23 protein-coding genes are annotated in these 23,929 nt (G+C 64.4%); 12 read left to right on the top strand and 11 right to left on the bottom strand.

All coding sequences use genetic code 11. The features are described from left to right. A partial coding sequence (locus EN780_RS06745; protein WP_133372583.1) for a SufE family protein occupies window positions 1–368 on the top strand: 368 nt, incomplete at its 5' end. Between the two features lie 116 nt (window positions 369–484). Here EN780_RS06745 and EN780_RS06740 read toward each other — a convergent pair. Then, on the bottom strand, window positions 485–910 hold the full coding sequence (locus tag EN780_RS06740; RefSeq protein ID WP_127283102.1) for a MucR family transcriptional regulator: 426 nt from the start codon (window positions 908–910) through the stop codon (window positions 485–487). Between the two features lie 418 nt (window positions 911–1,328). After that, window positions 1,329–1,697, bottom strand: coding sequence for an SH3 domain-containing protein (locus EN780_RS06735; protein WP_128272772.1), 369 nt, complete (start codon window positions 1,695–1,697; stop codon window positions 1,329–1,331). A 116-nt stretch (window positions 1,698–1,813) separates the two neighbouring features. On the opposite strand from EN780_RS06735, the gene EN780_RS06730 reads away from it, so the two are divergent. The 3 genes from EN780_RS06730 (at window position 1,814) to EN780_RS06720 (ending at window position 5,270) form a co-directional block, all read left to right on the top strand. Continuing rightward, window positions 1,814–3,940 carry a S9 family peptidase gene (locus EN780_RS06730; RefSeq protein ID WP_128272768.1) on the top strand — a complete coding sequence of 709 codons (2,127 nt, stop codon included), beginning with the start codon at window positions 1,814–1,816 and terminating at the stop codon, window positions 3,938–3,940. A 64-nt stretch (window positions 3,941–4,004) separates the two neighbouring features. Next, complete coding sequence (locus EN780_RS06725) at window positions 4,005–4,631, top strand: LysE family translocator (protein ID WP_128272766.1); 627 nt, start codon at window positions 4,005–4,007, stop codon at window positions 4,629–4,631. A 249-nt stretch (window positions 4,632–4,880) separates the two neighbouring features. Next, on the top strand, window positions 4,881–5,270 hold the full coding sequence (locus EN780_RS06720; RefSeq protein ID WP_127283099.1) for an SET domain-containing protein-lysine N-methyltransferase: 390 nt from the start codon (window positions 4,881–4,883) through the stop codon (window positions 5,268–5,270). Window positions 5,271–5,306: 36 nt separating this feature from the next. Here the strand turns inward: EN780_RS06720 and EN780_RS06715 are convergent, their stop codons facing one another. From EN780_RS06715 to EN780_RS06695, 5 genes are all read right to left on the bottom strand, one after another. Next, a complete protein-coding gene (locus EN780_RS06715; RefSeq protein WP_128272764.1) occupies window positions 5,307–7,904 on the bottom strand; it encodes an AMP-binding protein in 2,598 nt (865 codons plus the stop codon). Window positions 7,905–8,027: 123 nt separating this feature from the next. Beyond that, window positions 8,028–8,978: a cytochrome c gene (locus tag EN780_RS06710; RefSeq protein ID WP_128272762.1), complete on the bottom strand. Its 951-nt coding sequence runs from the start codon at window positions 8,976–8,978 to the stop codon at window positions 8,028–8,030. Window positions 8,979–8,987: 9 nt separating this feature from the next. Beyond that, window positions 8,988–9,425: a cytochrome c gene (locus EN780_RS06705; protein WP_128272760.1), complete on the bottom strand. Its 438-nt coding sequence runs from the start codon at window positions 9,423–9,425 to the stop codon at window positions 8,988–8,990. A gap of 149 nt (window positions 9,426–9,574) precedes the next feature. Continuing rightward, window positions 9,575–10,177 carry a superoxide dismutase gene (locus tag EN780_RS06700; RefSeq protein WP_127283096.1) on the bottom strand — a complete coding sequence of 201 codons (603 nt, stop codon included), beginning with the start codon at window positions 10,175–10,177 and terminating at the stop codon, window positions 9,575–9,577. A 171-nt stretch (window positions 10,178–10,348) separates the two neighbouring features. After that, the gene (locus EN780_RS06695) at window positions 10,349–11,227 is read right to left on the bottom strand and encodes a branched-chain amino acid aminotransferase (protein ID WP_127283095.1); all 879 of its coding nucleotides are present in this window, start codon (window positions 11,225–11,227) and stop codon (window positions 10,349–10,351) included. 187 nt (window positions 11,228–11,414) lie between these two features. On the opposite strand from EN780_RS06695, the gene EN780_RS06690 reads away from it, so the two are divergent. Both EN780_RS06690 and EN780_RS06685 read left to right on the top strand, forming a co-directional pair. Beyond that, window positions 11,415–12,074 carry a haloacid dehalogenase type II gene (locus tag EN780_RS06690; protein WP_127392294.1) on the top strand — a complete coding sequence of 220 codons (660 nt, stop codon included), beginning with the start codon at window positions 11,415–11,417 and terminating at the stop codon, window positions 12,072–12,074. A 246-nt stretch (window positions 12,075–12,320) separates the two neighbouring features. Beyond that, entirely contained in the window at window positions 12,321–13,145 is an 825-nt protein-coding gene (locus EN780_RS06685) for a L,D-transpeptidase (RefSeq protein ID WP_127392293.1), read from the top strand. 12 nt (window positions 13,146–13,157) lie between these two features. On the opposite strand, the gene EN780_RS06680 is transcribed toward EN780_RS06685, so the two are convergent. Next, entirely contained in the window at window positions 13,158–14,645 is a 1,488-nt protein-coding gene (locus EN780_RS06680; RefSeq protein WP_245499896.1) for a PLP-dependent aminotransferase family protein, read from the bottom strand. A gap of 16 nt (window positions 14,646–14,661) precedes the next feature. Here EN780_RS06680 and EN780_RS06675 point away from each other — a divergent pair, with 16 nt between their 5' ends. Beyond that, complete coding sequence (locus tag EN780_RS06675; protein ID WP_128272758.1) at window positions 14,662–15,285, top strand: FMN-binding negative transcriptional regulator; 624 nt, start codon at window positions 14,662–14,664, stop codon at window positions 15,283–15,285. Window positions 15,286–15,421: 136 nt separating this feature from the next. Here EN780_RS06675 and EN780_RS06670 read toward each other — a convergent pair whose 3' ends face one another. Beyond that, window positions 15,422–16,966 (bottom strand): helicase HerA-like C-terminal domain-containing protein, encoded by a 1,545-nt coding sequence (locus tag EN780_RS06670; protein ID WP_127312050.1) that lies wholly within the window; start codon window positions 16,964–16,966, stop codon window positions 15,422–15,424. Window positions 16,967–17,255: 289 nt separating this feature from the next. On the opposite strand from EN780_RS06670, the gene EN780_RS06665 reads away from it, so the two are divergent. From EN780_RS06665 to EN780_RS06650, 4 genes are all read left to right on the top strand, one after another. Beyond that, on the top strand, window positions 17,256–18,698 hold the full coding sequence (locus EN780_RS06665; protein WP_128272756.1) for a methylmalonyl-CoA mutase subunit beta: 1,443 nt from the start codon (window positions 17,256–17,258) through the stop codon (window positions 18,696–18,698). After that, window positions 18,695–20,818 (top strand): methylmalonyl-CoA mutase, encoded by a 2,124-nt coding sequence (scpA, locus tag EN780_RS06660; protein WP_128272754.1) that lies wholly within the window; start codon window positions 18,695–18,697, stop codon window positions 20,816–20,818. The genes EN780_RS06665 and scpA overlap by 4 nt, the downstream gene beginning before the upstream one ends. A 71-nt stretch (window positions 20,819–20,889) precedes the next feature. After that, window positions 20,890–21,120: an AbrB/MazE/SpoVT family DNA-binding domain-containing protein gene (locus tag EN780_RS06655; RefSeq protein ID WP_127283088.1), complete on the top strand. Its 231-nt coding sequence runs from the start codon at window positions 20,890–20,892 to the stop codon at window positions 21,118–21,120. Continuing rightward, on the top strand, window positions 21,117–21,503 hold the full coding sequence (locus EN780_RS06650; RefSeq protein ID WP_127283087.1) for a type II toxin-antitoxin system death-on-curing family toxin: 387 nt from the start codon (window positions 21,117–21,119) through the stop codon (window positions 21,501–21,503). The genes EN780_RS06655 and EN780_RS06650 overlap by 4 nt, the downstream gene beginning before the upstream one ends. On the opposite strand, the gene greA is transcribed toward EN780_RS06650, so the two are convergent. After that, complete coding sequence (greA, locus tag EN780_RS06645; RefSeq protein ID WP_127283086.1) at window positions 21,500–21,982, bottom strand: transcription elongation factor GreA; 483 nt, start codon at window positions 21,980–21,982, stop codon at window positions 21,500–21,502. The two genes, EN780_RS06650 and greA, sit on opposite strands and share 4 nt — an antisense overlap. Window positions 21,983–22,085: 103 nt before the next feature. Between greA and EN780_RS06640 the strand changes: the two genes are divergently transcribed. Then, window positions 22,086–23,462, top strand: a complete 1,377-nt coding sequence (locus EN780_RS06640) for a TIGR03808 family TAT-translocated repetitive protein (protein WP_127283085.1) — start codon at window positions 22,086–22,088, stop codon at window positions 23,460–23,462. On the opposite strand, the gene EN780_RS06635 is transcribed toward EN780_RS06640, so the two are convergent. Next, window positions 23,455–23,929, bottom strand: a 475-nt coding sequence (locus EN780_RS06635) for an asparaginase (protein ID WP_189556414.1), incomplete at its 5' end; no start/stop codon positions are given. The two genes, EN780_RS06640 and EN780_RS06635, sit on opposite strands and share 8 nt — an antisense overlap.

Genomic DNA, 23,929 nt, shown 5'->3' with positions numbered 1-23,929 from the left:
GCTATCGCTATGTGATCGAACTGGGCGAAGCGCTGCCGCCGTTTCCGGAAGCCGAGCGCACCCCCGCCAACAAGGTGCCGGGCTGCGTCAGCCAGGTGTGGCTCACCACCGAGCACGGACCGGGCGCCGATCCGGTCATCGCCTTCAGGGGCGATTCGGACGCTCATATCGTGCGCGGCCTGGTCGCCATCATGCTGGCGCTGTATTCCGGGCGGCCGGCGAGCGAGATCCAGAAGACCGACGCGGAAGCGACTCTGAAGACGCTCGGCCTCAACGAGCACCTGTCGCCGCAGCGCGCTAACGGCCTGCGCTCGATGGTCAAGCGCATCAAGCGCGACGCCGAAGCGGCGCTGACGCAGGCCGCCTGACCTGACAAATCGGATTTTTGGGAACGATTGGCGCGGCGACCGGCCGGCGCGCCGGCGAGTGCTCAAAGCAAGACGGCGCCCGAAGGCGCCGTCCGGCATCGAAGTGAAGATTGCCTTCAGCGGCCCTTGCGCTTGCGGCCGAGGCCCATCTTCTTGGCAAGCTGCGAGCGGGCGGCGGCGTAATTGGGAGCCACCATCGGGTAGCTTGCGTCGAGACCCCACTTCTCACGGTATTCATCGGGCGTCAGATTGTAGTGGGTCATCAGGTGGCGCTTCAGCGACTTGAACTTCTTGCCGTCCTCAAGACAGACGATGTAGTCGTCATGGACGGAGCGCTTCGGATTGACTGCAGGCTTCTGCTTGTCGGCGGGCGGCGCTTCGGTGGCACCGCCCACGCGGCCAAGGGCTGCATGGACATCGGCGATCAGGTTCGGCAGTTCGCCGACGGGTACGGGATTGTTGCTGACATAAGCTGCGACCACATCGGCGGTCAGCTCGATCAGCGCGTCGCTGTTTCGGGAAGGTGTTTCGGCGATATCCATTGTGTTCAGGCCCCAACGAGAGTTGTTTCTAACTGCGCCCATTTTTTGGCTGGGCTTCGCGCGAATTTCATGCAGGAAAGAGCTCTGCGATTCGCGTCGCATGATCTTAATGATCCCAATAGTCAAGTAAGTCAATTCGCCTAACGTGCTATATTCAGCGATATTAATCAAATATTCCCCGTTCAGCTTCAACCTTTCGTGCATCGCGTAACTTAGCGAGATTTTTCTGGTCAGACCAGCACCACCTGACGCGGCGTCACGTCGCAATTACATCGGCAAAAGCAGCTAAAATGAGCGAAATGCTTCGCCTATGCTTGATCCGCGACAGGTCGCAAGGTTTCCGCATCCTAATGAAATCACGGGTTGCAAGGCATTACTGCTGCGCGCGGTCGGAGATAAGCGGAGCATATCGGGCCGCTCAATAGGGCGCGATATACTTGCCATAGACCCAGCCGGTGACGAAATCGCCGTCCCGTGCCGGGTCGTGCCAGATCTCGCACCAGCGATAGCGCACCGCCTGGCGCTGCTCCCAGTGCGGCTGGCCCGCGATGTCGAGCAGATTTATCCCGCCGGTGCAGCGGCCGGTCATCTGCAGCACGGCACCGTTGGGATAGGCGGCCTGCTTCTGCGAGCTGCCCGATGGATATTTGCGCGCGTTGAGCGTGTCGCCGTAGGGCACGCCCGACACTTGCCAAGCGGCGAAGGCGGTTGCATGAGACTGGCCGGCGGAGGCCAGAACAGTCGAAGCGACGGCAAGAGCCGCGGCGGTGCGAATACAGAAATTCATCATCTTCCCTCTCTCCGGCCTATTGTGGAGCCGTCGCAACAATGCCGGCCGGCTCTTGAACCGACGCTGATCGGCGTGTTCATTTGCCATTCAAGCAATTTCCGCAGCGAGACCTAATGACCAGATCTTCCGCCTTTCCGACCGCCACCCCGCCGCAGACCGAGAAACGGTCCATCTTCGACACGCATCACGGCTTCACCCGCACAGACGACTACGCCTGGCTGCGGGCCGACAACTGGCAGGCCATGTTCAGGGATCCTTCCCTGCTCGACAGCCGGATCCGCGCGCATCTCGAAGCCGAGAATGCCTATCAGGCGGTGCTGATGGCCGACACCGCGGAACTGCGCAAGCAGCTCTTCGCCGAGATGAAGGGGCGCATCAAGGAGGACGATTCCACCGTGCCGATGAAAGACGGCCCCTATGCCTATGGCTCGTCCTACAGACTGGGCGGCGAGCAGCCGCGCTATTTCCGCACGCCGCGCGATGGCGGCACGGACGAGATCCTGCTCGACGGCGATGCGGAAGCCGAAGGCAAGCCCTATTTCCGCCTCGGCGGCGTCGACCATTCGGCCGACCACAAGAAGCTCTTGTGGGCATTCGACGACAAGGGGTCCGAGTTCTTCACGCTCCGCGTGCGCGACCTCGGCAAGGGCCACGAACTGGCGGACAGGATCCCCGATACCGGTGGCGGCGGCGTCTGGAATGCCGGCGACGACGGGTTCTTCTACACCCGCCTCGACGACAATCATCGTCCCTCCAAGGTGCTGTTCCACGCGCTTGGCGACAGTGCCGAAAACGATCGGCTGATCTATGAGGAAACCGATCCGGGCTTTTTCATGGATGTCGGCGGGACGCGTTCCAACGAGTGGATCATGATCGGCATCAACGATCACGAGACCTCGGAATACCGGCTGATGCGCGCCGATGACCCGCTTGCCGAGCCGAAGCTGGTCGCCGTGCGCGAAACCGGCCTGCAATACGACCTCGAGGAAGGCGGCAACATCTTCTTCATCCTCACCAACGCCGACGGCGCCAAGGATTTCAAGATCATGACGGCACCGGTCGAAAATCCGGTGCGCGCCAACTGGCGCGAGCTGGTTCCGTACGAGCCCGGACGGCTGATCCTCTCGGTCCTGGGCTTCAGCAACTACATGGTCCGCCTGGAGCGCAGGGAGGGCCTGCCGCGCATCGTCGTGCGCGATCGCGAAAGCGGCGAGGAGCACCTGATCTCGTTCGACGAGGAAGCGTTCTCGCTCGGCCTGTCGGGTTCTTACGAATACGATACCGAGATCATGCGCTTCACCTATTCGTCGATGACGACGCCGGCGCAGGTCTTCGACTACAACATGCGCACACGCGAGCGCGTGCTGTTGAAGACCCAGGAAGTCCCTTCGGGTCACGATCCCGACCACTATGTGACGCGCCGGCTGATGGCGCCCGCCAGCGACGGCGAACTGGTGCCGATCTCGCTCATCCACCACCGCGACACGCCACTCAACGGCTCGGCACCTTGCCTGCTCTACGGCTACGGCTCCTACGGCATCACCGTGCCGGCGTCCTTCAACACCAATTGCCTGTCGCTGGTCGACCGTGGCTTCGTCTATGCCATCGCCCATGTCCGCGGCGGCAAGGACAAGGGCTACGGCTGGTACGATGACGGCAAGCGTGCGCAAAAGATGAACACGTTCACCGACTTCATCGCCTGCGCGCGCCATCTGGTGACCGAGCGCTACACGGCGCATGACCGCATCGTCGCGCAAGGCGGCTCGGCCGGCGGCATGCTGATGGGGGCGATCGCCAACATGGCGCCGGAGTGTTTTGGCGGCATCGTCGCCGAAGTGCCGTTCGTCGACGTGCTGACCACGATGCTCGACGCGACCTTGCCGCTGACGCCGCCGGAATGGCCCGAGTGGGGCAATCCGATCGCCTCGGCCGACGACTACGGCACGATCGCGGCCTACTCACCCTACGACAATGTGGCGGCGCTCGACTATCCGCCGATCCTGGCGCAGGCCGGGCTCACCGATCCGCGCGTCACTTACTGGGAGCCGGCCAAATGGGTGGCGAGGCTGCGCGAGCGCAAGAGCGGCGACAACCCGGTGCTGTTCAAGATCAACATGGAGTCCGGCCATGCCGGCGCCTCCGGCCGTTTCTCCAGGCTGGAGGAGATCGCCTACACCTATGCCTTCGCGTTGAAGGTGGCGGGCAAGGCCGATTCAGTCTCGGCGGCGGCGAGCGGGTGAGAAGGCCATTGCGTCGCGAGCCACGGCGTGGCTTTGATTGGGCGAAGTCGCGGAGGACCCTGGAATGATCGACTTGGCCACATTGGCGACCTATGTCGCGGTCGTGCTCGGCTTTGTGTTCATTCCCGGCCCCGCCACGCTGCTGACCGTCGCGCGGGCGACGAGTTCGGGAACGAAAGTGGGCATCGCCACCGGCGCCGGGATCGCGGCCGGCGATATATTCCACACCGTCATGGCGATGGTCGGCATCTCGGCGATCATCGCCACATCGGCGATGCTGTTCAGCATCGTCAAATATATCGGCGCGGCCTATCTCGTTTATCTTGGCATACGTGCGATCATCGAGAAGACATCGACCGATCCAGCCGCCGGTGCGCTTGAGATCCGGGCGGGCAAGGCTTTCCGCCAGGCGGTGCTCACCGAGATGCTCAACCCCAAGACCGCGCTGTTCTTCCTTGCCTTCCTGCCGCAATTCGTGCGGCCGGAAAACGGATCGGTGATGCTTCAGCTGGCGGCATTGGGAATCATCTTCGTCCTGCTAGGCCTGTTCAGCACGGTCGTCTTCGCGGTGAGCGCGGGTGGGCTGGGCGCCTTCCTGCGCCGGAATCCCGCGGTGCTGAAATGGCAAGGCAAGGTCGTCGGCGCGATCTACTGCGCGCTCGGTGTGCGCCTGGCGTTGCAGCAGCGCTGAGCGGTGCGCACCTGCTGTTCAGAGCAGCTCAAAACGGCCGTCCAACGGCCAATTGCGGGACCTGCCGGCATCGCTCCCAAACTGATGCGTCCGGTCATAAATTTTTGATTTGCGCATGACGTTTTCAGAGGCTTCATTTCGCGCTCATGCGCGGCGATTTTGTGCTCGCAATTGCCGCCGTCGCGCGCTACCCAATGCCCGGCTTTTTTCGAGCCGCGCCTGCCAGTCACCGTCTTGCAAGGGTCCGCCATGCTGCTCGTCGACGTCTATCTCGACAAATCGCCCATCCAGGGCATCGGCGTCTTCGCCAAGAACCACATCCCCCAGGGCACGCTGATCTGGAAGCTCGACCCCAGATTCGACCGGGTGATCGAGGTCGACACCTATGAGAACGAGACCGGCCCGGTGAAATCCTATCTCGACCGCTATTCCTATCCCGACCGCCGCGATCCGGCCTACATCGTCTTCGAGGCCGATGACGCCCGCTACATGAACCATGACGACGACCCGAATTGCGACGTCTCCTCGCCGGAGGAAACCTACACGCTCCGAGATATTGCGCCTGGCGAAGAGCTGACCTGCAACTACAATCACTTCTTCGAAAGCGGCTTCGATTTCCTCGGCGACCGCCACCCGTAGCCCGAGCGGCTCAAGCACGACCGCGGACCAGGCGTCTCACGCAGAGAGCAATTCCGGCTGGCGTCCTACCGCCAATCTGCCGCGCAGGTTTCGGACGGCGGCCAAGGCTTTGCCGGCGATGATGCCTAAGACGACGCCGCCAGCGATCGCAAGCAATTGGAAGCCCGGAGCCGGCAACCGGCCCGCGACGGGCGCCATCAAAAGCTCCGGGACGAAGCGGTGAAACAAATAGATCGGGAAAGCCGCGACGGCGACCTGCATAACCACCCGCCCCACCCCGGCTGGCAGGCGAAGACGCGGCAGATAGAGAAGCGCCGAAAGCGCCGCGAAAATCATCAAATACTTGACCGTCGTGCCCAGCCAGACCGACTCCCAAAAGGCCAGATACCCCAGCACAATGGCGGCAGACGCGGTCACGACGATTTTCCTGACGTGCGTGTCGGCCAACCCGGCGCACCAGCCGAAGACAGCAAGGTGGAAGACCCAGTAGATCGCGAATATCTGGCGGTTGCCTAGCTCGACGAACAACGGGACCGAAAAGCGCGCGGCAGCGGCAAACACCAAAAGGCCCAGCGAGAAGGCGAAGGGTCGAGCTCTGGCCAGCCGGCGTAGAATGGGAATGGCGAAGATGAGAGCGAAGACCAGGAGCGTCTGCGCGTAGGCCTCGATGAACCAGTAGAGATAAGGGATCATCTCGTGACGTTCCGGTTCGGCATAGCCGAAGTTGCCGGTAAGGGTCATCGAGGCCCAAGGCGCCGCCTGCCAGGCGACGGCGTAAGCGGCGACAATGAAGAAATACGGGATCAGCACGTCGATCGCAGGTTTCAGCGCGTGCCAAATTCGCCCGGCGAGCAAATGGGCCGACTGGAAACGCGCAAGACTGTAGCCGACAAGCAGCATCATGACCCCGGAACCGCCGGGGATAGGCCACAGGGTCTCGTGATGCACGACCACCAGAAGGATCGCGATGACCCTCAGCACCAGATCGACCGGCAGTTCGGTTGCCTGCGTGCGTGCGAGAGGCCGCGCCGCCGCGTGACGATGTGTCAGTTCCGCGACGCTTAGCCGTTCCCAGCCGTCCGGCAGCTCCAAGCCGAGCCGTTCGAGTTCCAGAGCCAGTTGCAGGAAGCGAAGGGAATCGCCGCCGAGGGAGACAAAGCTGTCGTTGCGACCGACGCGGAGCGGGTAGAACACGCGAGCATAGGCATCGGGCACGCCGCCCCCTTCGGAACGGGCCCCCGCCCGTCCTTCCAACATCTCGCGCTGAAGGCAGCCATAGTCGATCTTGCCGGATGCAAGCCTTGGAAAGTCGCCGCGCGTCGCAACCCGAACCAGATTGGCGGGCAACCGGCTGACTTCGGCCAGGATACGGTGTGCCTTCCCCGCCGAGCCGGCGCCGACCACATAGGCATGCAACCCTCGATCGTCGCCGAGCACCGCGGCTGCAATACCTTGCCGCTGCAGCGCCTGCTCCATGACATCGAAGCCGATCCTGAGGCCGGCAATCTTGGCAAAGCGGCTCTTGCGCCCGACGATGCGGAAGAAACCGTGCTCGTCCTGCACGGCAATGTCGCCGGTGTGCAGGGTCTCGACCTCGGCACCTCGCAACAGATCGCAACGCTTCGCGCCGTAACCCATCATTACGTTAGGACCGCGATAGACGAGTTCTCCGGGAATGTCCGCTCGCCTGATCGGCTTTCCTTCGGCGTCGACGATGCCAAGGCTGCCGCCCGGGATGGCGACGCCGATCCGCTCCTCCCTGTCGGAAAGGCTCTCTGGCGGCACGAAAGCGATGCGCGCCGTCGCCTCGGTCTGGCCGTACATGACGAAGAAGCCGCCGCCCCGGGCGCGCATGTGATCCCTGTAGAGGCGGATAAGGTCGGGGCGGAGCTGTCCGCCCGCCACCGTCATCATCCGCAGTGTGCTGAACTCGACCTCGCGAAAACGCGCTCTTTCCAAGAGCTCGTAGGAATACGGTACGCCCGACAGATTCGTGCAGCCGCCGTCGGCGATTGTCGTGAGGAAATCGCCGTCCATAATGGAGGCGCCGGGGAAGAGGACGCTGGCGCCCGCGATCAGATGCGAGTTGAGGACCGACAGCCCGTAGGAATAATGCAGCGGCAGCACGAGAGCGGCCCGGTCGTCCGAAGAGAGTTCGAGATAGGCCGCAATCGAGCGCGCATTGGCTTCGAGATTGCCATAGGACAGCCTGACGGCCTTGGCAGCACCCGAGCTGCCGGACGTCATCAGCAGCAGTGCGAGATCGGGGTGCAGCGGCTCGGCGTCCCGTGCACACCGAGCCTCCCTGACCAGACGCCATCGGCCGTCGAGTGGCCGATAGGTGAAGTCGGGCTGGAAGGCCGCCAGGAAATCATCCCAAAGTCGGTTGTCGCATGGCGGCAGCATGGCCACCGCATGGCCCGCCCGCAAGGCTCCAAGATAGGCGACGATCGCATGCTCGGAGGCTTCCGCCGCGATGGCCACCAGCTGCTTTTCTGCTTGCCCCAGCCTCGCTGAGAAGCGCTGCGCAAGGCTGTCCAGCTCCGCGTAGGAGAGCGTTCGTCCATCAGCGAGGAGAAGCGCCGTGCGCTGCCCGCCAAGGCTAACTCCGGACACAAGATCGATCGAGGGCATGGCAACTTCGGTTAGCCGGAAAACTGGCCGAAGCGCCTATAATACATGAGTAATGAAGTCAACTAATATGCAGCGCGAGACCAATTGCGTGGATGGTGCCACGCACGGGCGACATGCAGGCGGTCAACTCGCCGGCTTTTTGCGCGCCGGATAGCCGTTGGGATGCGGCGGCACGGCCCTGAGATAGGCGGCGATCGCAGCGCGGTCGTCGGCAGTCAGTTCGGCCATGTTCTTCTGCACGTCGACCATGGCGCCGCCGACGGAATCGAAATCCGGCGTAAAGCCGGTCTCGAGATAGTTGGCGATATCGCCCTCCGACCACTCGCCGATGCCGCCCTCGCCCGCCGTGATGTTGGGCACGATGCCCGAGCCTTCGGCGGCCGTGGCGCCGGCCAGCCATTCGCTCTTCCTGGTGCCGCCGGCAAGGTCGCGCGGCGTGTGGCATTCACCGCAATGGCCGGGGCCTTCGACGAGATAGCGACCGGCCGCGACCTTGTCCGGCGCGCCGTCTGCCAGGGCGATCACCGGCTCGGGATTGAGATAGAGCCGCTTCCACAGGCCGATGCCGCGGCGGATGTTGAAGGGTAAGCCGAGCTTGTGATCGGGCGCCTTGCCGGCGACTGCCGGCAGCGTCTTCATGAACGCGTAAAGGTCGGCGACATCGGACGGCTTCATGCGCGCGTAGGAGGCGTACGGAAACGCCGGATAGAAATGCTCGCCCGCCGGCGAGACGCCCCTCAGCATGGCGTTGGCGAAGTCTTCCTCGCTCCAGGCGCCGATCCCGTCCTTGGCATCCTGCGAGATGTTGGGCGGCACGAAAGTTCCGAACGGCGTCTTCAGTTCCAGGCCGCCGGTCAGCGCAAGGCGGTCCTCGCCTTTCGCGCCGGGCTTCGCATGGCAGGAGGTGCAGCCGCCGGCATAGAAGATGCGCTTGCCCTTGGCGGCGTCGCCGGGGCCGAGCTGCGCGACGGTCGCGGCATCGAGCCTGACCGGCGCCGACATCACCCATCCGGCAACCGCGCCGACGCCGCCCAGAACGAGGGCGGCGGCGACGAGTTTCCTCAGCCAGGGCATTGACCGCGATCAGCCCTTCTTGATCCTGTAGTTTTGGTGGCAGGTGCCGCAGTCGCCGCCGATCGTGTTGAGCTGCGCCTTCAAGGCTTCGACATCGGCTGGCGGAGCCGCGACTGCGGCCTTGACGTCGGCCAGGAACTTGTCCTCGGCCGCGTTGAAGCCGGCCGTATCTTCCCAGATCTTCGGCGCGGCGGTGGTGTCGCCCTTGTCGCTGCCGGCCGGAAAGAACTTCTCGGTGTCCCATTTCTCGCCATTGGCCTGCAGCGCCTGCAGCGCGGTCAGCACGGCGGCGGCGTCGAAAGCCTCCTCGCCCTTGACGACCTTCGACAATTGTCCGGCGAGCTTGCCGCGCTCCTTCATCAGGGCCTGGCGATCCTTGATCGGATCAGCGAAGGCGGCCGAACCGGCAATGGCGAGCATAGAGATGGCGAGAACAAGCTTTCTCATTCAGTGGCTCCTTGGTGAAGAGAGTTCGCGGCTGGACGTTAACGGACGTCGCAAGGGAAATATTCCGTCCACTCAGCAACGATTTTCGCTTTCCGTTGCCGGCAGAAAAGAAAAAGCCCCGGTCGTGCCGGGGCTTTTTCTCCAATCAATCAGCCATTGGCCTTTTCATAGAGCTCAAGGACATGATCCCAGTTGATCAGGCTGTCGACGAAGGCTTCGAGGTATTTCGGGCGGGCGTTGCGGTAGTCGATGTAGTAGGAGTGCTCCCAGACGTCGACGCCGAGGATCGGCGAGGCGCCATGCACCAGCGGATTCTCGCCGTTCGGCGTCTTCGAGATCGCGAGCTTGCCGTCCTTGACCGAAACCCAGGCCCAGCCGGAACCGAACTGGGTGGTGCCGGCGGCGATGAAGTCCGCCTTGAACTTGTCATAGCCGCCGAGGTCGCTGTCGAAGGCCTTCTGCAGGGCCCCAGGGAGCTTGGAGCCGCCGCCGCCCTTCTTCATCCACTTCCAGAAGTGGATGTGGTTGTAGTGCTGGGCGGCGTTGTTGAAGAGGCCGGCGTTCTTGCCGAAGGACTGCTTGACGACCTCCTCGACCGAAAGGTCTCCCAGGCCGGCTTCCGCGGCGAGCTTGTTGCCGTTGTCGACATAGGCCTTGTGGTGCTTGTCGTGGTGGTACTCCAGCGTCTCCTTCGACATGTAAGGCTGCAAGGCCTCGTAGTCGTAGGGCAAAGCGGGCAGCTCAAAAGCCATGGATGGTACTCCCTCATGGAAAATCCGGTGTCGATACCGGACTAAGATAGGTCTGGAATGGTTGGGGACAACTCCGGAATGAAGCGCCGGTTCCCTTTCTAGAGAGGTTCCGGAAGAGTGTCACATGGTTTTGCAGCAGGTGGCCGCGTGAAAGGAAAGCCAGGCCGCGGATCAGGCGGCGGACGCCGAATGCGCCCAGTCCCAGTAGAGCTCGCGCGCCTTCTTGGCGACCGGCCCGGGCTGGAGGTTGCGCTCCTCGATGCGGGTGATCGGCACGATCTTGGAATGGTTGCCGGTGGAGAAGATCTCGTCCGCTTCGAGGAATTCGCGCACCGAGAGCGTCCTCTCCGTGGTCTTGAAGCCGTAGTCGCCGAGCAGGTTTATCGTGCGCGAACGGGTGATGCCGGACAGGAAGGTGCCGTTCGCCGCCGGCGTCAGCACGTGGCCGTCCTTGACCAGGAAGATGTTCGAGGTTCCGGTCTCGGCAACGTTGCCCAGCATGTCCAGCACCAGCGCATTGTCGAAGCCGCGCATCTTGGCTTCGAGGATGGCGCGGCCGTTGTTGGGATAGAGGCAGCCGGCCTTGGCGTTGGTCGGCATGGTCTCAATGCTCGGCCGCCGGAACGGCGACAAGGTGATCGAAAAGCCAGCCGGCGAGATCATCGGCGATTCGTATAGGCAAAGGCAGAAACGGGTCGAGGCCGGATCGGCCGGCACGCCCATGTAGCCGCCATGCTCGGCCCAATACATCGGCCTGATATAGACCGCCGTCTTGCCATCGAACTTCTTCAGGCCATCCCAGGTCAGCCCGACGATCTTGTCGGTGGTCATGGTGGGTTTCAGGCCGAGCGCGATGGCCGAGGCGTTCACCCGCGCGGCGTGAAGCTCGAGGTCGGGCGCCACGCCCTCGAACCAGCGGGCGCCGTCGAAGACGCTGGTGCCGAGCCACATGGCGTGGCTGCGGGGGCCGAGAATGGCGACATTGCCTTCATGCCAGTCGCCGTCGACGAAGGTCCATGTTGCGGATTGCGCCGCTGCCGCCAGTGTCATTGCTCGGTCCGTCCAGATGCTTTTCGCGAAGCGGGCATAGGAAGATGCTTTGAAGGCCGCAGTCAACCGGTATCGCGGAGATTTGTTGAGGCCTGCGGCTCTCGGCCTGGCGGCTATCGCAAGCATCGATTGGCGCTGGCCGCAATCAACGCTTGCGCTCCGCCTGCCCTCGCCTCACAACTGTCGCATGCACCATGCGGCTTATGTTTTCGACGCCTACGGCACGTTGTTCGACGTGCATGCCGCCGTGCGCCGCCACGCCGGCGAGATCGGGCCGGACGGCCAGCTGCTCTCCGACATCTGGCGCGCCAAGCAGCTCGAATATTCCTGGGTCAGGACGCTGATGGGCGCCTATGCCGACTTCTGGCAATTGACCGAGCAGGCGCTGGATTTCGCCCTGCGCAAGGTACCCTCGGTCGACAGGGGGCTGCGGGCCAAGCTGCTGGAGGCTTACTGGCGGCTCGACTGCTATCCGGAGGTGCCGGCCGTGCTCAAGGCGCTCAAGGCGTCCGGCGCTCGGCTGGCGATCCTCTCCAACGGCTCGCCCGAGATGCTCGAAGCTGCGGTCAAGTCGGCCGCGCTCGACCAGGTGCTGGACGACATCTTTTCGGTCGATCAAGTCAGGCGCTTCAAGACCGACCCCTCGACCTACGACATGGTGACCACCGGCTGGCGCCTCTATCCGGATGCGGTGTCGTTCCAATCGTCCAACCGCTGGGACGTGGCGGGGGCCGCCAAGTTCGGCTTCCGCACGGTGTGGATCAACCGCGCCAACCAGCCTGACGAATACCGCGATTTCATGCCGGGATTGATCCTGCCGTCGCTCGAAGGCCTGCTGACCGCTTGAGGTAGGTTGGCATTCAGGGGATGCCGACTTGACCTGGATCTCAACATAGCTTGGGGTCGCCAGGCCGCATGTGGCCGTGGCGCAACAGGCCGGATGCGGTCACAGCTTTGCCTTTGTTTGTCCACCCTGAGGCCAGAATCGGAACCGCCTATCGCCGCCAACTGTTAAAGGCGAGAGTGCTCCCGTTAACAGTCCGCACCGGCGCATTTATGCTTTGTTGCGACTTGAGACCTAAAAAAGGCAACCATGTTCACATCCGATCCGTCCTCCCTTCGCCTCAGCCGCCGCGGCTTTCTCAATGCCGCGGCGCTCGGCGCCGCCTCGGTCGCCGTTTCGGCTTGCGCCACGACGAGGCCGGAACCAGTCGAGCCGCCGCCGCCGGCCTATGTCGAGCCGCCGCTGGGCGACTATGCGACGATGTACGGCCCGATCTCGGACAGCGGTTTCGAAGTGCCGGCCATACCGTTCCAGAAGATCGATCCGCAGTTCCTGCGCCAGATCGTTCCCGATCCGACTGGCCAGAAGCCGGGCACCATCGTCGTCGATACGACCGGCCATCACCTCTATCTGGTGCGTGAGGGCGGCCAGGCGATCCGCTACGGCGTCGGCCTCGGCCGTGCCGGCTTCGAATGGGCGGGCGACGCGGTGGTGCAGTGGAAGCAGAAGTGGCCAAAATGGACGCCGCCGGACGAGATGGTCGCCCGCCAGCCGGAGCTGAGGGAGTACAGCGCCGACAATGGCGGCATGCCCGGCGGGCTGAAGAACCCGCTCGGCGCGCGCGCGCTCTATCTGTTCCAGGGGAATGTGGACACGCTCTACCGCCTGCACGGCTCGCCGGAATGGAACTCGATCGGCAAGTCGGTGTCGTCGGGCTGCGTTCGCCTGATCAACCAGGACATCATCGATCTCTACGATCGCGTGCCCTCGAAGACGCCGGTGATCGTTACCGCCGATGTCGGCCAGCCGATGGTGGCGAGCGCCAATCGCAAAGCCATTCCGATCGACGCCGGCGTGCCCGATGGATCGATCCTGCTTGGGCCGATAAGGCGCGATACCGACGAGCTCTTCTGAAGCCTGATCTCGTCAGCGGTGCGCGGCCAGCACGGTCGCCAGCATTGCAACACCGCGTCTCAGTGCCTCCACGTCGAGCCCGGCATAGCCGAGGATGAAGCCGGCCGTTTCAGGTCGCGGCTCGGTTGGGTCATAGAGCGGCGATACCGGATAGAGGCCGATCCCGGCGGCGCGCGCAGCCGCGATGATCGCCGGCTCGCGTTCGGCATCGATGCCGTTCATCCAGGCGACGACATGCAGTCCGGTGTCGGCTCCCGCGACGGAGACTCCTGCACCCAGATGTTCGGACAACGCCTGCAGCAGGGCCTCCCTGCGCTCGGCGTTCTTCCTGCGAATGCTGCGGACGTGACGCTCATAAGCGCCGCTCGCCAGCAGGTCGCCCAGTATGTCTTGTTCCAGCATCGGAGCATGCCGGTCGGTCAGCCGTTTCGCCTCGCTGAATACCCGGCACAGGCTGGCGGGAACGACGAGATAGCCGAGCCTCAGAGTCGGCGAAAGCGTCTTGGACAGCGTGCCGATATAGATGACGGAGTCAGGATCGAGGGCCCGCAGCGGCGGGATGGGGGAGATGTCGTGACGGTATTCGCCATCGTAATCGTCTTCGACGATGTAGGCGCCTGTAGCCTTGGCCCAGGCCAGGAGGGCGCGCCGGCGCGTCGCGGAAAGCACGCTACCGAGCGGAAACTGATGCGACGGCGTCACGCAAGCAAGGCGGGCCGGCGGCAAGGCATCCGTCCTCAGCCCGTCGGCGTCGACCGCAACGGGCCGGGCGATGCCGCCTGCCGCCACGAAGGCATTACGGGCCATTAGATAGCCCGGGTTCTCGATCACAAACCGGTCGCCGGGGTCAAGCAGCAGCCGCGCGCAGAGGTCGAGCCCTTGCTGGGAGCCGTTGACGATGACGATCTGGTCCGGCGTGCAATTGATGCCGCGAGCGCGCCAGAGATAGCCCTGAAGCGCGCCGCGGGCGGCAAGGGACCCCTGAGGGTCGCCATAGCGCAGCCGCGCGGGGCGTCGCAAAATGGCTTTGTTCGACGCCCGCCTCCAGGCCAGCACCGGGAAGTCCGCCCCGGACAGGTCGCCATAGCGGAAATCGGCAAGCTTGGCCGGCTGCATTTCCGCCGGCGCAGGCAGGGCGACGAGGCGGCGGGCGAATGCCGAGAGGTTGCGGGGCTGAGCGGTCGCGAGGGGCGTCTCCATCGATGGCGCTTCCAGCCCCGAGGCCACGATCGCGCGTGCTCCCGGCCGGATGATCAGATAGCCTTCGGCGTCGAGCTGGCTATAGGCGGCCGTCACCGTGGTGCGTGAGGCGCCCCATTCGGCGGCAAAGACCCGCGTCGACGGCAGGCGGTCGCCAGGCCGATAGGCGCCGCTGTGCACCTGCGCCTTGATCGCCGCGATGATCCGGCGCGCGACGCCATCCTTCTCCAACTGGACCACAGAGAACCTACGAAACTGGATATTTCCACCAAGCCAGACTTGCGGCATCGTCGCCTGCAACGCAAGGAGTTTCGCCATGTACATACCGCCCGCCTTCCGTGATGACGACAAGGAGAGCCTGAGAGCAACGATCCGCGCCGCGCGGCTGGCGACGCTGGTCACCGCCACGACGGAAGGACCGCAGGCGACGCCGTTGCCACTTCTTCTCGACGAGAACGAGGGCGAGCACGGCGTGATCAACGGCCATGTCGCGAAGGCAAATCCGCAGTGGCGCGCACCGGTATTGGGCGACGGCCTGGCGATCTTCATGGGACCGGACGCCTATGTGACGCCGGCGTGGTATCAGGCCAAGCAGGAAACCGGGAAGGTCGTGCCGACCTGGAACTATGTCGCCGTCCATGCCTATGGACCGATTGAATTCTTCGACGATGCCGACAGGCTGCTCGACGTGGTGACGCGTCTCACCACCCTCCACGAAGACGGCCGCGCCTCGCCCTGGGCCGTATCGGATGCGCCGCCGGATTTCATCCAGGCGCAACTGAAGGGGATTGTTGGCCTGCGCATGCCGATCACGCGGCTCGAAGGCAAGCGCAAGATGAGCCAGAACCGCAACGCTGCCGATCGTGCCGGTGTCGTGTCTGGCCTCGCCGCGAGCGATCGTCCGTCGGACCGTGAGGTGGCTCCGCTCATCCCGGTGTGAATCCGTCATACGCGGATGAGCCAATTCGCCTGGTTTTCGCCGCGGCTTCCTGCTCGCGATCACGCAGGAAGGATTGATCACGGCAGCGCTCTGTCACCCCGCTTGAAGCGACCTCCGCCCTTCTCGTGCAGACATCCTACCGCCCCCTGGCCAGGCTGCCCAGAATCCCGCGCACGATCGCGCGGCCGACGGACGAGCCGACCGAGCGCACCACCGACTTGATTGCCGCTTCGGCCACCGTCTGGCGGTTCGAGGGGCGTGGCGCCGGGGCGCGGCGGCCGCCGGACTGCGGAGCGGGATCGTCGCCGAAACCGGGAATCGTCCAGCGCGAGCGGCCGCTGTCGGCCTGTTGCGCCTGCTCTTCGGCCTCCTGCGCCTCTTTCGCTTTCTTCTGCAGCAGCTCGAAGGCCGATTCGCGGTCGATCACCTGGTCGTATTGGCCCGAAACCGGGCTTTCGGCGATCAACTGGCGGCGCTCGTCAGGCGTGATCGGGCCGAGCCGTGACGATGGCGGGCGGATCAGCGTGCGCTGGACCATGGAGGGCACGCCCTTGGCCTCCAGCGTCGAGACCAGCGCCTCGCCGGTGCCGAGCTGGGTGATCGCGGTCATGCAGTCGAAATCGGGGTTGGGGCGGAACGTCTCGGCCGCCGTCCTCACCGCCTGCTGTTCGCGCGGCGTGTAGGCGCGCAGCGCATGCTGGACGCGGTTGCCGAGCTGGGCCAGAACCTTCTCGGGAATATCCAGCGGGTTCTGGGTGACGAAATAGACGCCGACGCCCTTGGAGCGGATCAGTCGCACCACCTGCTCGACACGGTCGACCAGCACCTTCGGCGCGTCCTCGAACAACAGATGCGCCTCGTCGAAGAAGAAGACCAGCTTCGGCTTGTCCGGATCGCCGACCTCGGGCAATTCCTCGAACAGCTCCGACATCAGCCAGAGCAGGAAGGTGGCGTAGAGGCGCGGGTTCATCATCAGCTTGTCGGCAGCAAGCACGCTGATGGCGCCACGGCCGTCGCGCGTGGTGCGCATGATGTCGGCGATGCGCAGCGCCGGCTCTCCGAAGAAATTCGCCGCGCCCTGCTGTTCCAGCACCAGCAGCGTGCGCTGGATGGCGCCGACGGACGGCTTGGTGACATTGCCGTATCGGGCGCTGAGCTCATCGGCGCGCTCGGCGATGTTGGCTAGCAGCGCCTGCAGATCCTTGAGGTCGAGCAGAAGCAGGCCTTCCTCGTCGGCGATGCGGAAGGCGATGTTCATGATGCCTTCCTGCGCTTCGGTGAGGTTCATCAGCCGCGACAGCAAGAGCGGTCCCATCTCCGAAGTCGTGGCGCGGATCGGGTGGCCCTGTTCGCCGAACAGGTCCCAGAAGATGACCGGGAATTCCTGGAAGTCGTAAGGGTCGAGCTTGATCTGCTCGGCGCGCTTGACCAGGAAATCCTTGGCCTCGCCCATCATGGCGATGCCGGAAAGATCGCCCTTGATGTCGGCGCAGAAGACCGGCACGCCGGCGTTGGAAAAACCCTCGGCGAGGATTTGCAGGCTGACCGTCTTGCCGGTGCCGGTGGCGCCGGTGACCAGGCCGTGGCGGTTGCCATATTGCAGCAGAAGCTGCTCGGGGCGCTGGTAGCTGTCGTCGGGCTTGCGGCTGGCGCCGATGAAAATGCTCTTGTCGTCAGCCATATGTCCGGTCTCCGCAACCTGATGAAGTTAAAAGCAAAGGGCCCTCGCTGAGGTATAGTGAGGCGACACGGCAGCGACAATGCTCCAATCGCGAATCGGGCTTTCAGTCGGAGTCTGGAACTCAACCCAAATCCCGACTTGCCGGGCTTCCTGCAGCTTGCGGACTTTGCGCATGTTTGGCAATCGGTCGGTGGTTCACCCGGCCGCATGCGTGGCGCATTGTGATATCGGACAGGGAACCTTAGACTGACGGTTCGAATTGATGCGGCAGCAAAAATCAGGAGTGCGGATGGGCGCCGGCGCCTTGACCAGGGAAGTCGACCTTCAGAACGCTGACCGCCAGCGCTGGCTGGCGCTCGCCGAAAAGGCGCTTGCCGGCGGCTCCTTCGAGGACAGGCTGGTCTCCCACAGCGACGACGGCATCCGCATCGAGCCGCTCTATGAGCGCTCGGCCACGGCCGAACCGATGGTCAGGGCAAATCCCGGAGCGCCCTGGATCGTCAGCCAGCGCGTCGACGATCCGGATATTGGCCGCGCCAAGGCGCAGGCACTGGACGATGTCGCGCAAGGCGCGACTGGCCTGTCGCTGGTTTTCGAGGGCGCGCCGAACGCTTTCGGCTATGGTCTGCCGCGAACGGCCGAGGCGCTGGAAGCGGTGCTCGACGGCGTGCCGCTCAACCGCGTCCAGGTCCGCATCGATGCCCATCCCTGGAGCCGTGCGGTGGCCGACTGGCTGGTGGCATTCCTCGGCAAGCGCCGCTCGGATCCGGCCAAGCTCAACCTTTCCTTCGGCATCGATCCGGCGGCGATCTTCGCCGGCACCGGCCGGCTGCGCATGTCGATCGAAGCGCTGCAGGAATCGATGCCGCAGTCGATGGCGCATTTCTTCTCGATGGGGGTGCCCGGCGTGTTGCTCGAGGCCGACGGGCGCGTCTTCCACAATGCCGGCGCCACCGAGGCGCAGGAGCTCGGCACGATGATGGCGTCGGCGGTCTCCTATCTCAGGATGTTCGAGAAGGCGCGCCAGCCGCTGGTCTATGCCGCACCCCATATCGGCTTCGCGCTCAGCGTCGACCAGGACCAGTTGCTGTCGATGGCCAAGGTGCGCGCCTTGCGCCGGCTGTGGGCGCGGATCCAGGAAGCCTGCTCGATCCCGGCCTCGACGGCCAGCATCCACGCCGAGACGTCCTATCGCATGATGACGGCGGCGGACCCTGAGACCAACATATTGCGCACGGCGATCGCCTGTTTCGCGGCCGCCGCCGGCGGGGCCGATTCGATCTCCATCCTGCCGCATACAATCGCGCATGGGCTGCCAGCCGGCTTTGCCCGCCGCGTCGCCCGCAACGCGCAGCTGATCATGGCCGAGGAAAGCCACGTCGATCATGTCGCCGACCCCGCTGGCGGATCGGGCGCCGTCGAGGCGCTGACCAATGATCTCTGCGCGGCCGCCTGGCAAGAATTCCAGCGCATCGAGGCCGAAGGCGGCGTGCTGGCGAGCCTGCAGCAGGGCTACATCCAGAACCGCGTCCAGACCGCCGCTGCGAAGCGCAACGCCGAATACCGGACGGGCGCGCGCGCCATCGTCGGCACGACGCTGTTCCGCGCGGGCAGCGAACGCCCGGTCGAAACACTGCCGGCGGAGCGGCGACCGGCGCTGACGGAAGGCGTCGCGACCTGCGAGCCGCTGTTTCCGGTGCGCATCGATCAGTCGATCGGAGCCGGCGCATGATCCCCGATTTCAGCCAGATCGGCTGGTCTGCTCCGCGCCGCGCGCCGGTCGAGCTCAAGGGCCAGCGGATGACGCCGGAAGGCATCGCCGTGAAGCATCTCTACACGCAGGGCGATCTCAAGGGCCTCGCCAATCTCGATACCTATCCCGGCATGGCGCCCTTCGTGCGCGGCCCCTATCCGACAATGTACGTCCAGCAGCCCTGGACGATCCGGCAATATGCCGGCTTCTCAACGGCGGAAGAGTCGAACGCCTTCTACCGGCGCAACCTGGCGGCCGGGCAGAAGGGCCTGTCGGTCGCTTTCGATCTCGCCACGCATCGCGGTTATGACAGCGACCATCCGCGCGTCGCAGGCGATGTCGGCATGGCGGGGGTCGCCATCGATTCCATCCTCGACATGCGCCAGCTGTTCGACGGCATTCCGCTCGGCGAAATGACGGTGTCGATGACCATGAACGGCGCGGTGCTGCCGGTCATGGCGCTCTACATCGTGGCGGCGGAGGAACAGGGAGTTGCGCAAAAGGATCTGGCCGGGACCATTCAGAACGACATTCTGAAGGAGTTCATGGTCCGCAACACCTACATCTACCCGCCGAAACCCTCGATGCGGATCGTGTCGGACATCTTCGCCTACACGTCGCGCAACATGCCGAAGTTCAACTCGATCTCGATCTCGGGCTACCATATGCAGGAGGCCGGCGCGACGGCGGACCTCGAGCTCGCCTACACCATCGCCGACGGCATCGAATATGCCCGCGCCGGCGTCGCTGCCGGGCTCGACATCGACCGCTTCGCGCCGCGGCTTTCCTTCTTCTGGGCCGTCGGCATGGACTTCTTCATGGAGGTTGCCAAGCTCAGGGCCGCGCGCCTGCTGTGGTCGAGCCTGATGAAGAAGAATTTTGCGCCCAAGGACGAGCGCTCGCTGTCGCTGCGCACCCACTGCCAGACGTCGGGCTGGTCACTGACGGCGCAGGATCCCTACAACAACATCACCCGCACGATGATCGAGGCGATGGCGGCGACGCAAGGCCATACGCAGTCGCTGCACACCAACTCCTTCGACGAGGCGATGGCCCTGCCGACGGACCATTCGGCCCGCATTGCCCGCAACACGCAGCTCATCCTGCAGAAGGAATCCGGCACCACGCGCATCGTCGACCCGTGGGGCGGCTCCGCCTTCGTCGAGCGGCTGACGCATGACCTGGCGGCGCGCGCGCTCGCCCATGTCGAGGAGGTCGAGAGCCTCGGCGGCATGGCGGCGGCGATCGAGAAAGGCATTCCGAAGCTGCGCATCGAGGAAGCCGCGGCCCGCACCCAGGCGCGCATCGATTCCGGCGAGCAGACGCTGGTCGGCGTCAACGCGCATCGGCCGCAAACCGACATCGAGGTCGACGTGCTGAAGATCGACAATGCCGAGGTCAAGGCCAGGCAGTTGGCGAAGCTGCAGCGGCTGAAGGGCACGCGCGACGTCGGCGCGGTCGAGAGCGCGCTTGCCGCGTTGACGCGGGCGGCCGAGAGCGACGAGAACCTGCTGGAATTCGCCATCCGCGCGGCGCGCGCCAACGCGACCGTCGGCGAGATTTCGCTGGCACTGGAAAAGGTTTTTGGGCGTCATGTCGCCGCGGTGCAGACGATCTCCGGCGTCTACCGCGATGCGCTCGGCGACAATCCGGCGGTCGACAGGTTGGGGGACAAGATCGCGGCGTTTGAGGAGAAATCCGGTGGCAAGCCGCGCATCCTGGTTGCCAAGATGGGTCAGGACGGCCACGACCGCGGCCAGAAAGTGATCGCCACCGCCTTTGCCGATCTCGGCTTCGACGTCACCGTCGGTCCGATGTTCCAGACGCCCGAGGAGATCGCGAAACTGGCGGTCCAGCACGACGTCGACATCATCGGCGCCTCCTCGCTCGCGGCCGGACACCTGACGCTGATCCCGGAACTCAAGGAATCGCTGAAGAAGCTCGGCCATGGCGACATGCTGATCGTCGCCGGCGGCGTGATCCCGCCGCAGGACTATGATGCGGTGCTGAAGGCGGGTGCGGCGGAAATCTTCCCGCCGGGCACGGTCATTCCGGAAGCGGCGGACAGGCTGATGGACCGGCTGCTGGCGGCGGCATGAGGCCGTTATAATTCCTGTTGCAACAATCGGCGTCTGGCGTTATAATCGGCGTTGCAACAGGATGATCCGTCATGAACACCACCATTCGCAAAATCGGCAATTCCGAAGGGCTGATCCTGCCGAAGGAACTTCTCGACCGGGTGAACCTGAAGGCGGGCGACAATGTGGTCGTCGTCCAGGAGGGTCAGGAGCTTCGCTTGCGCCGCCTTGAGGACTCTGCCGAAGAATTCGAACGCAAGATGAAGATCGCGCGTGAGCGGATGAAGAAATACGAGGTTGCCTACCGCGCGCTCGCGAAATGACCGCGCATCATTCGCGAGAATTCGTGGAGGCGATGCACGCCGAGCAGTTGCGCCTTCACGGCGGTGCGCCGGGCATTCGTGACGAAGGCATGCTGGAATCAGCGCTTGCTAGGCCTCAGCAGAAGGAGGCCTATGGAGAGCCCGATCTTTGCGAACTGGCGGCCGCTTATCTCTTTGGCATCGCAAAGAACCACCCATTCGTCGACGGCAACAAGCGCACCGCTTTTGCCGCAGCCGATTTGTTTCTCTACTTCAATGGATTGAGTGTCGAGGCCGAGCAGGAGGACGTCATCCAAATGGTGATGATGGTTGCAGCGGGTGAAATCGACGAAGCCGGGGCCGCGGCATTCTTCCGCGACCATGTCGTCAGGCTGGAAGACTAGCTCTCAGCCTTGTCCGAAAGCTTGGTGATCTCCCACTCCTTGCCGTTGACCGACGCGATGTCGCCAAGCTTCTTGCCGAACAGCGCCACTGCCATCGGCGAGACATGGGAAATGCTGCCCTTTGAGGGATCGGCCTCGTCCTCGCCGACGATCTTCCAGTGCACTTTCTTGCCGTCATCGCCTTCCAGCGTGACGCCCATGCCGAAGCGGACCACGTCGCTGCCGGGCTCGGGCACGGAAAGCTCCGCACTCTCGCGCCTGGCGGTCCAGTAGCGCAGGTCGCGCGACACGAGCGCGATGCGCTCGCGGTCGGCTCGCCTCTCGGCCTTGCCCAATTCGTCGCGCAGTCCTTCGAGTTCCTGATCGATCATTGCCAAGCCACGCTCCGTCACCAGGTTGCGGTGCTGGCTGATCGGACGCTCGCCAATGCCGGCGATGGCGTTTTCGCTGTCTTCTTCGCGGGTAAAAGCTCTGCTCATGCAATGAACTTAGGCCCGGTGCCGCCTCTGTACAAGCTGTAGTCCGACGGCAGGCCTGGCACGATTCCTGCGACAGGGATGGCAAACGCCAGGACCTGTGCCGATGTTGAACAGACGAATGCTGCTCGCCCAGACCGCCGGCTTTGCCATTGCGGGCCTTTGCGCTGGCAAAGTCTCGGCCAAGGTGCTGCCCGGCATCGCGAAAGCCTCGATGCGCGGTTCGATCAACGCCACCGAGCTCGGCGTGCAACCAGGCACGCTTGACGACCAGAGCAAGGCCTTCACCAAGCTCCTCAACGACGCCAGCGAGCGCGACGCGCCGGTGTTTTTGCCGCAGGGCACCTATGTCGTGTCCAACCTCAAGCTGCCAGCGCGCCTGCGCCTGAGCGGCGTGCCGGGCGCCACGCGCATCGTCTATGGCGGCAACGGCCATCTGATGATGGTCGAGCAGGCCGAGCATATCGAACTCGGCGGGCTGGTGTTCGACGGCTCGAACCGCTGGCTGGCCGACTATGCGCAAGGCCTGCTCGACCTGCGTCGCGTCGGCCATCTCGTCATCGACAATTGCCAGGTCACCGGCAGCGGCAAGAACGGGCTGGCGCTGGAGCATGTTTCGGGCCGCGTCGGGCGTTGCGACATTTCCGGCGCGGCGGACGCCGGCATCTATTCGGTCGAAGCCGGCGGGCTGGAGATCTCCGGCAATACGGTTTCCGACTGCGCCAATGGCGGCATCCTCGTGCATCGCTGGCAGCAGGCGGAAGACGGCACCCTCGTCAGTGGCAACCGCGTCGAGCGCATCGGCGCCAGGAGCGGCGGCACCGGCCAGAACGGCAACGGCATCAACGCCTTCCGCGCCGGCAATGTCGTGATCTCGGGCAACATCGTCTCGGACTGCGCCTTCTCGGCGATCCGCGCCAACAGCTCCAGCAATCTGCAGGTCACCGGCAACACCTGCTCGCGCTCGGGCGAGACGGCGCTCTATTCGGAATTCTCCTTCGAAGGCGCGGTCATCGGCAACAACATCATCGACGGCGCCGCCAACGGCATCTCGATCGTCAATTTCAACGAAGGCGGCCGCATGGGCGTGTGCGCGAACAACATCGTGCGCAACCTGTCGACGGTCGGCCCCTACCCCGCCGACGCGCCCGGCTTCGGCGTCGGCATCAGCGTCGAGGCCGACACCACCGTGTCGGGCAATGTCGTCGAGAACGCGCCGCTCTATGGCATGCAGATCGGCTGGGGGCCTTATCTGCGCAATGTCGTTGCCACCGGCAACATCATCCGCAAGGCCGGGACCGGCATTGCGGTGTCGGTGGTCGAGGGCGCAGAAACGGCCATCATCTCGGACAATGTCATCGATGGCGCGCTGAACGGCGCTATCGTCGGCCAGCGCTGGGCCGATCCGGCGACCGCCGACCTCGCCCAGTCAGGCAATGCCGGCTATGCGCATCTGACCGTTGAGCGCAACCACGTCAGTTGAGCGCAGCCGTCGGCCGTAGCGTGCCAACCTTGGCGCCAATCCGGCTTTCGACGGGGCGATGGGCGAGCTCCATCAGTTTTGCGGCGAGGCCTTCGTCGCCACGCAGCAGCCTGGCCAGCACCGCGGCGATCATCACCTCGGCGGCGCGGCCGGCGCCGTCGTCGCATTTCAGCGCAATGCCGAGGCCAAGCTCGGGAACGGCGGCGCAATAGACGCCCTCTGCACCGGTCTTGACGAAGATGCGGCCGGGCGCCGCCTGCATCAGCGCGACATCGGCGCCGCCGCTGCCGGAGACCAGGAAGGGCTCGGCCATGCAGGCGGACAAGAGCCGCTTCGCCGCCCTGGCCCGCTCCGGCGCAAAGCCCCTGCCCGTCGCCATGCGGGCAAAGCCGAGCGCGAAGCTCTTTAGCGGCACGGCATAGGTCGGGATGGAACAGCCGTCGGTGCCGCAGTGGTCGACGTCATGG

It is taken from the genome of Mesorhizobium sp. M4B.F.Ca.ET.089.01.1.1 (assembly GCF_004022605.1).
GTDB classification, from domain to species: domain Bacteria; phylum Pseudomonadota; class Alphaproteobacteria; order Rhizobiales; family Rhizobiaceae; genus Mesorhizobium; species Mesorhizobium abyssinicae.
This window is presented reverse-complemented; position numbering and strand designations above follow the sequence as displayed.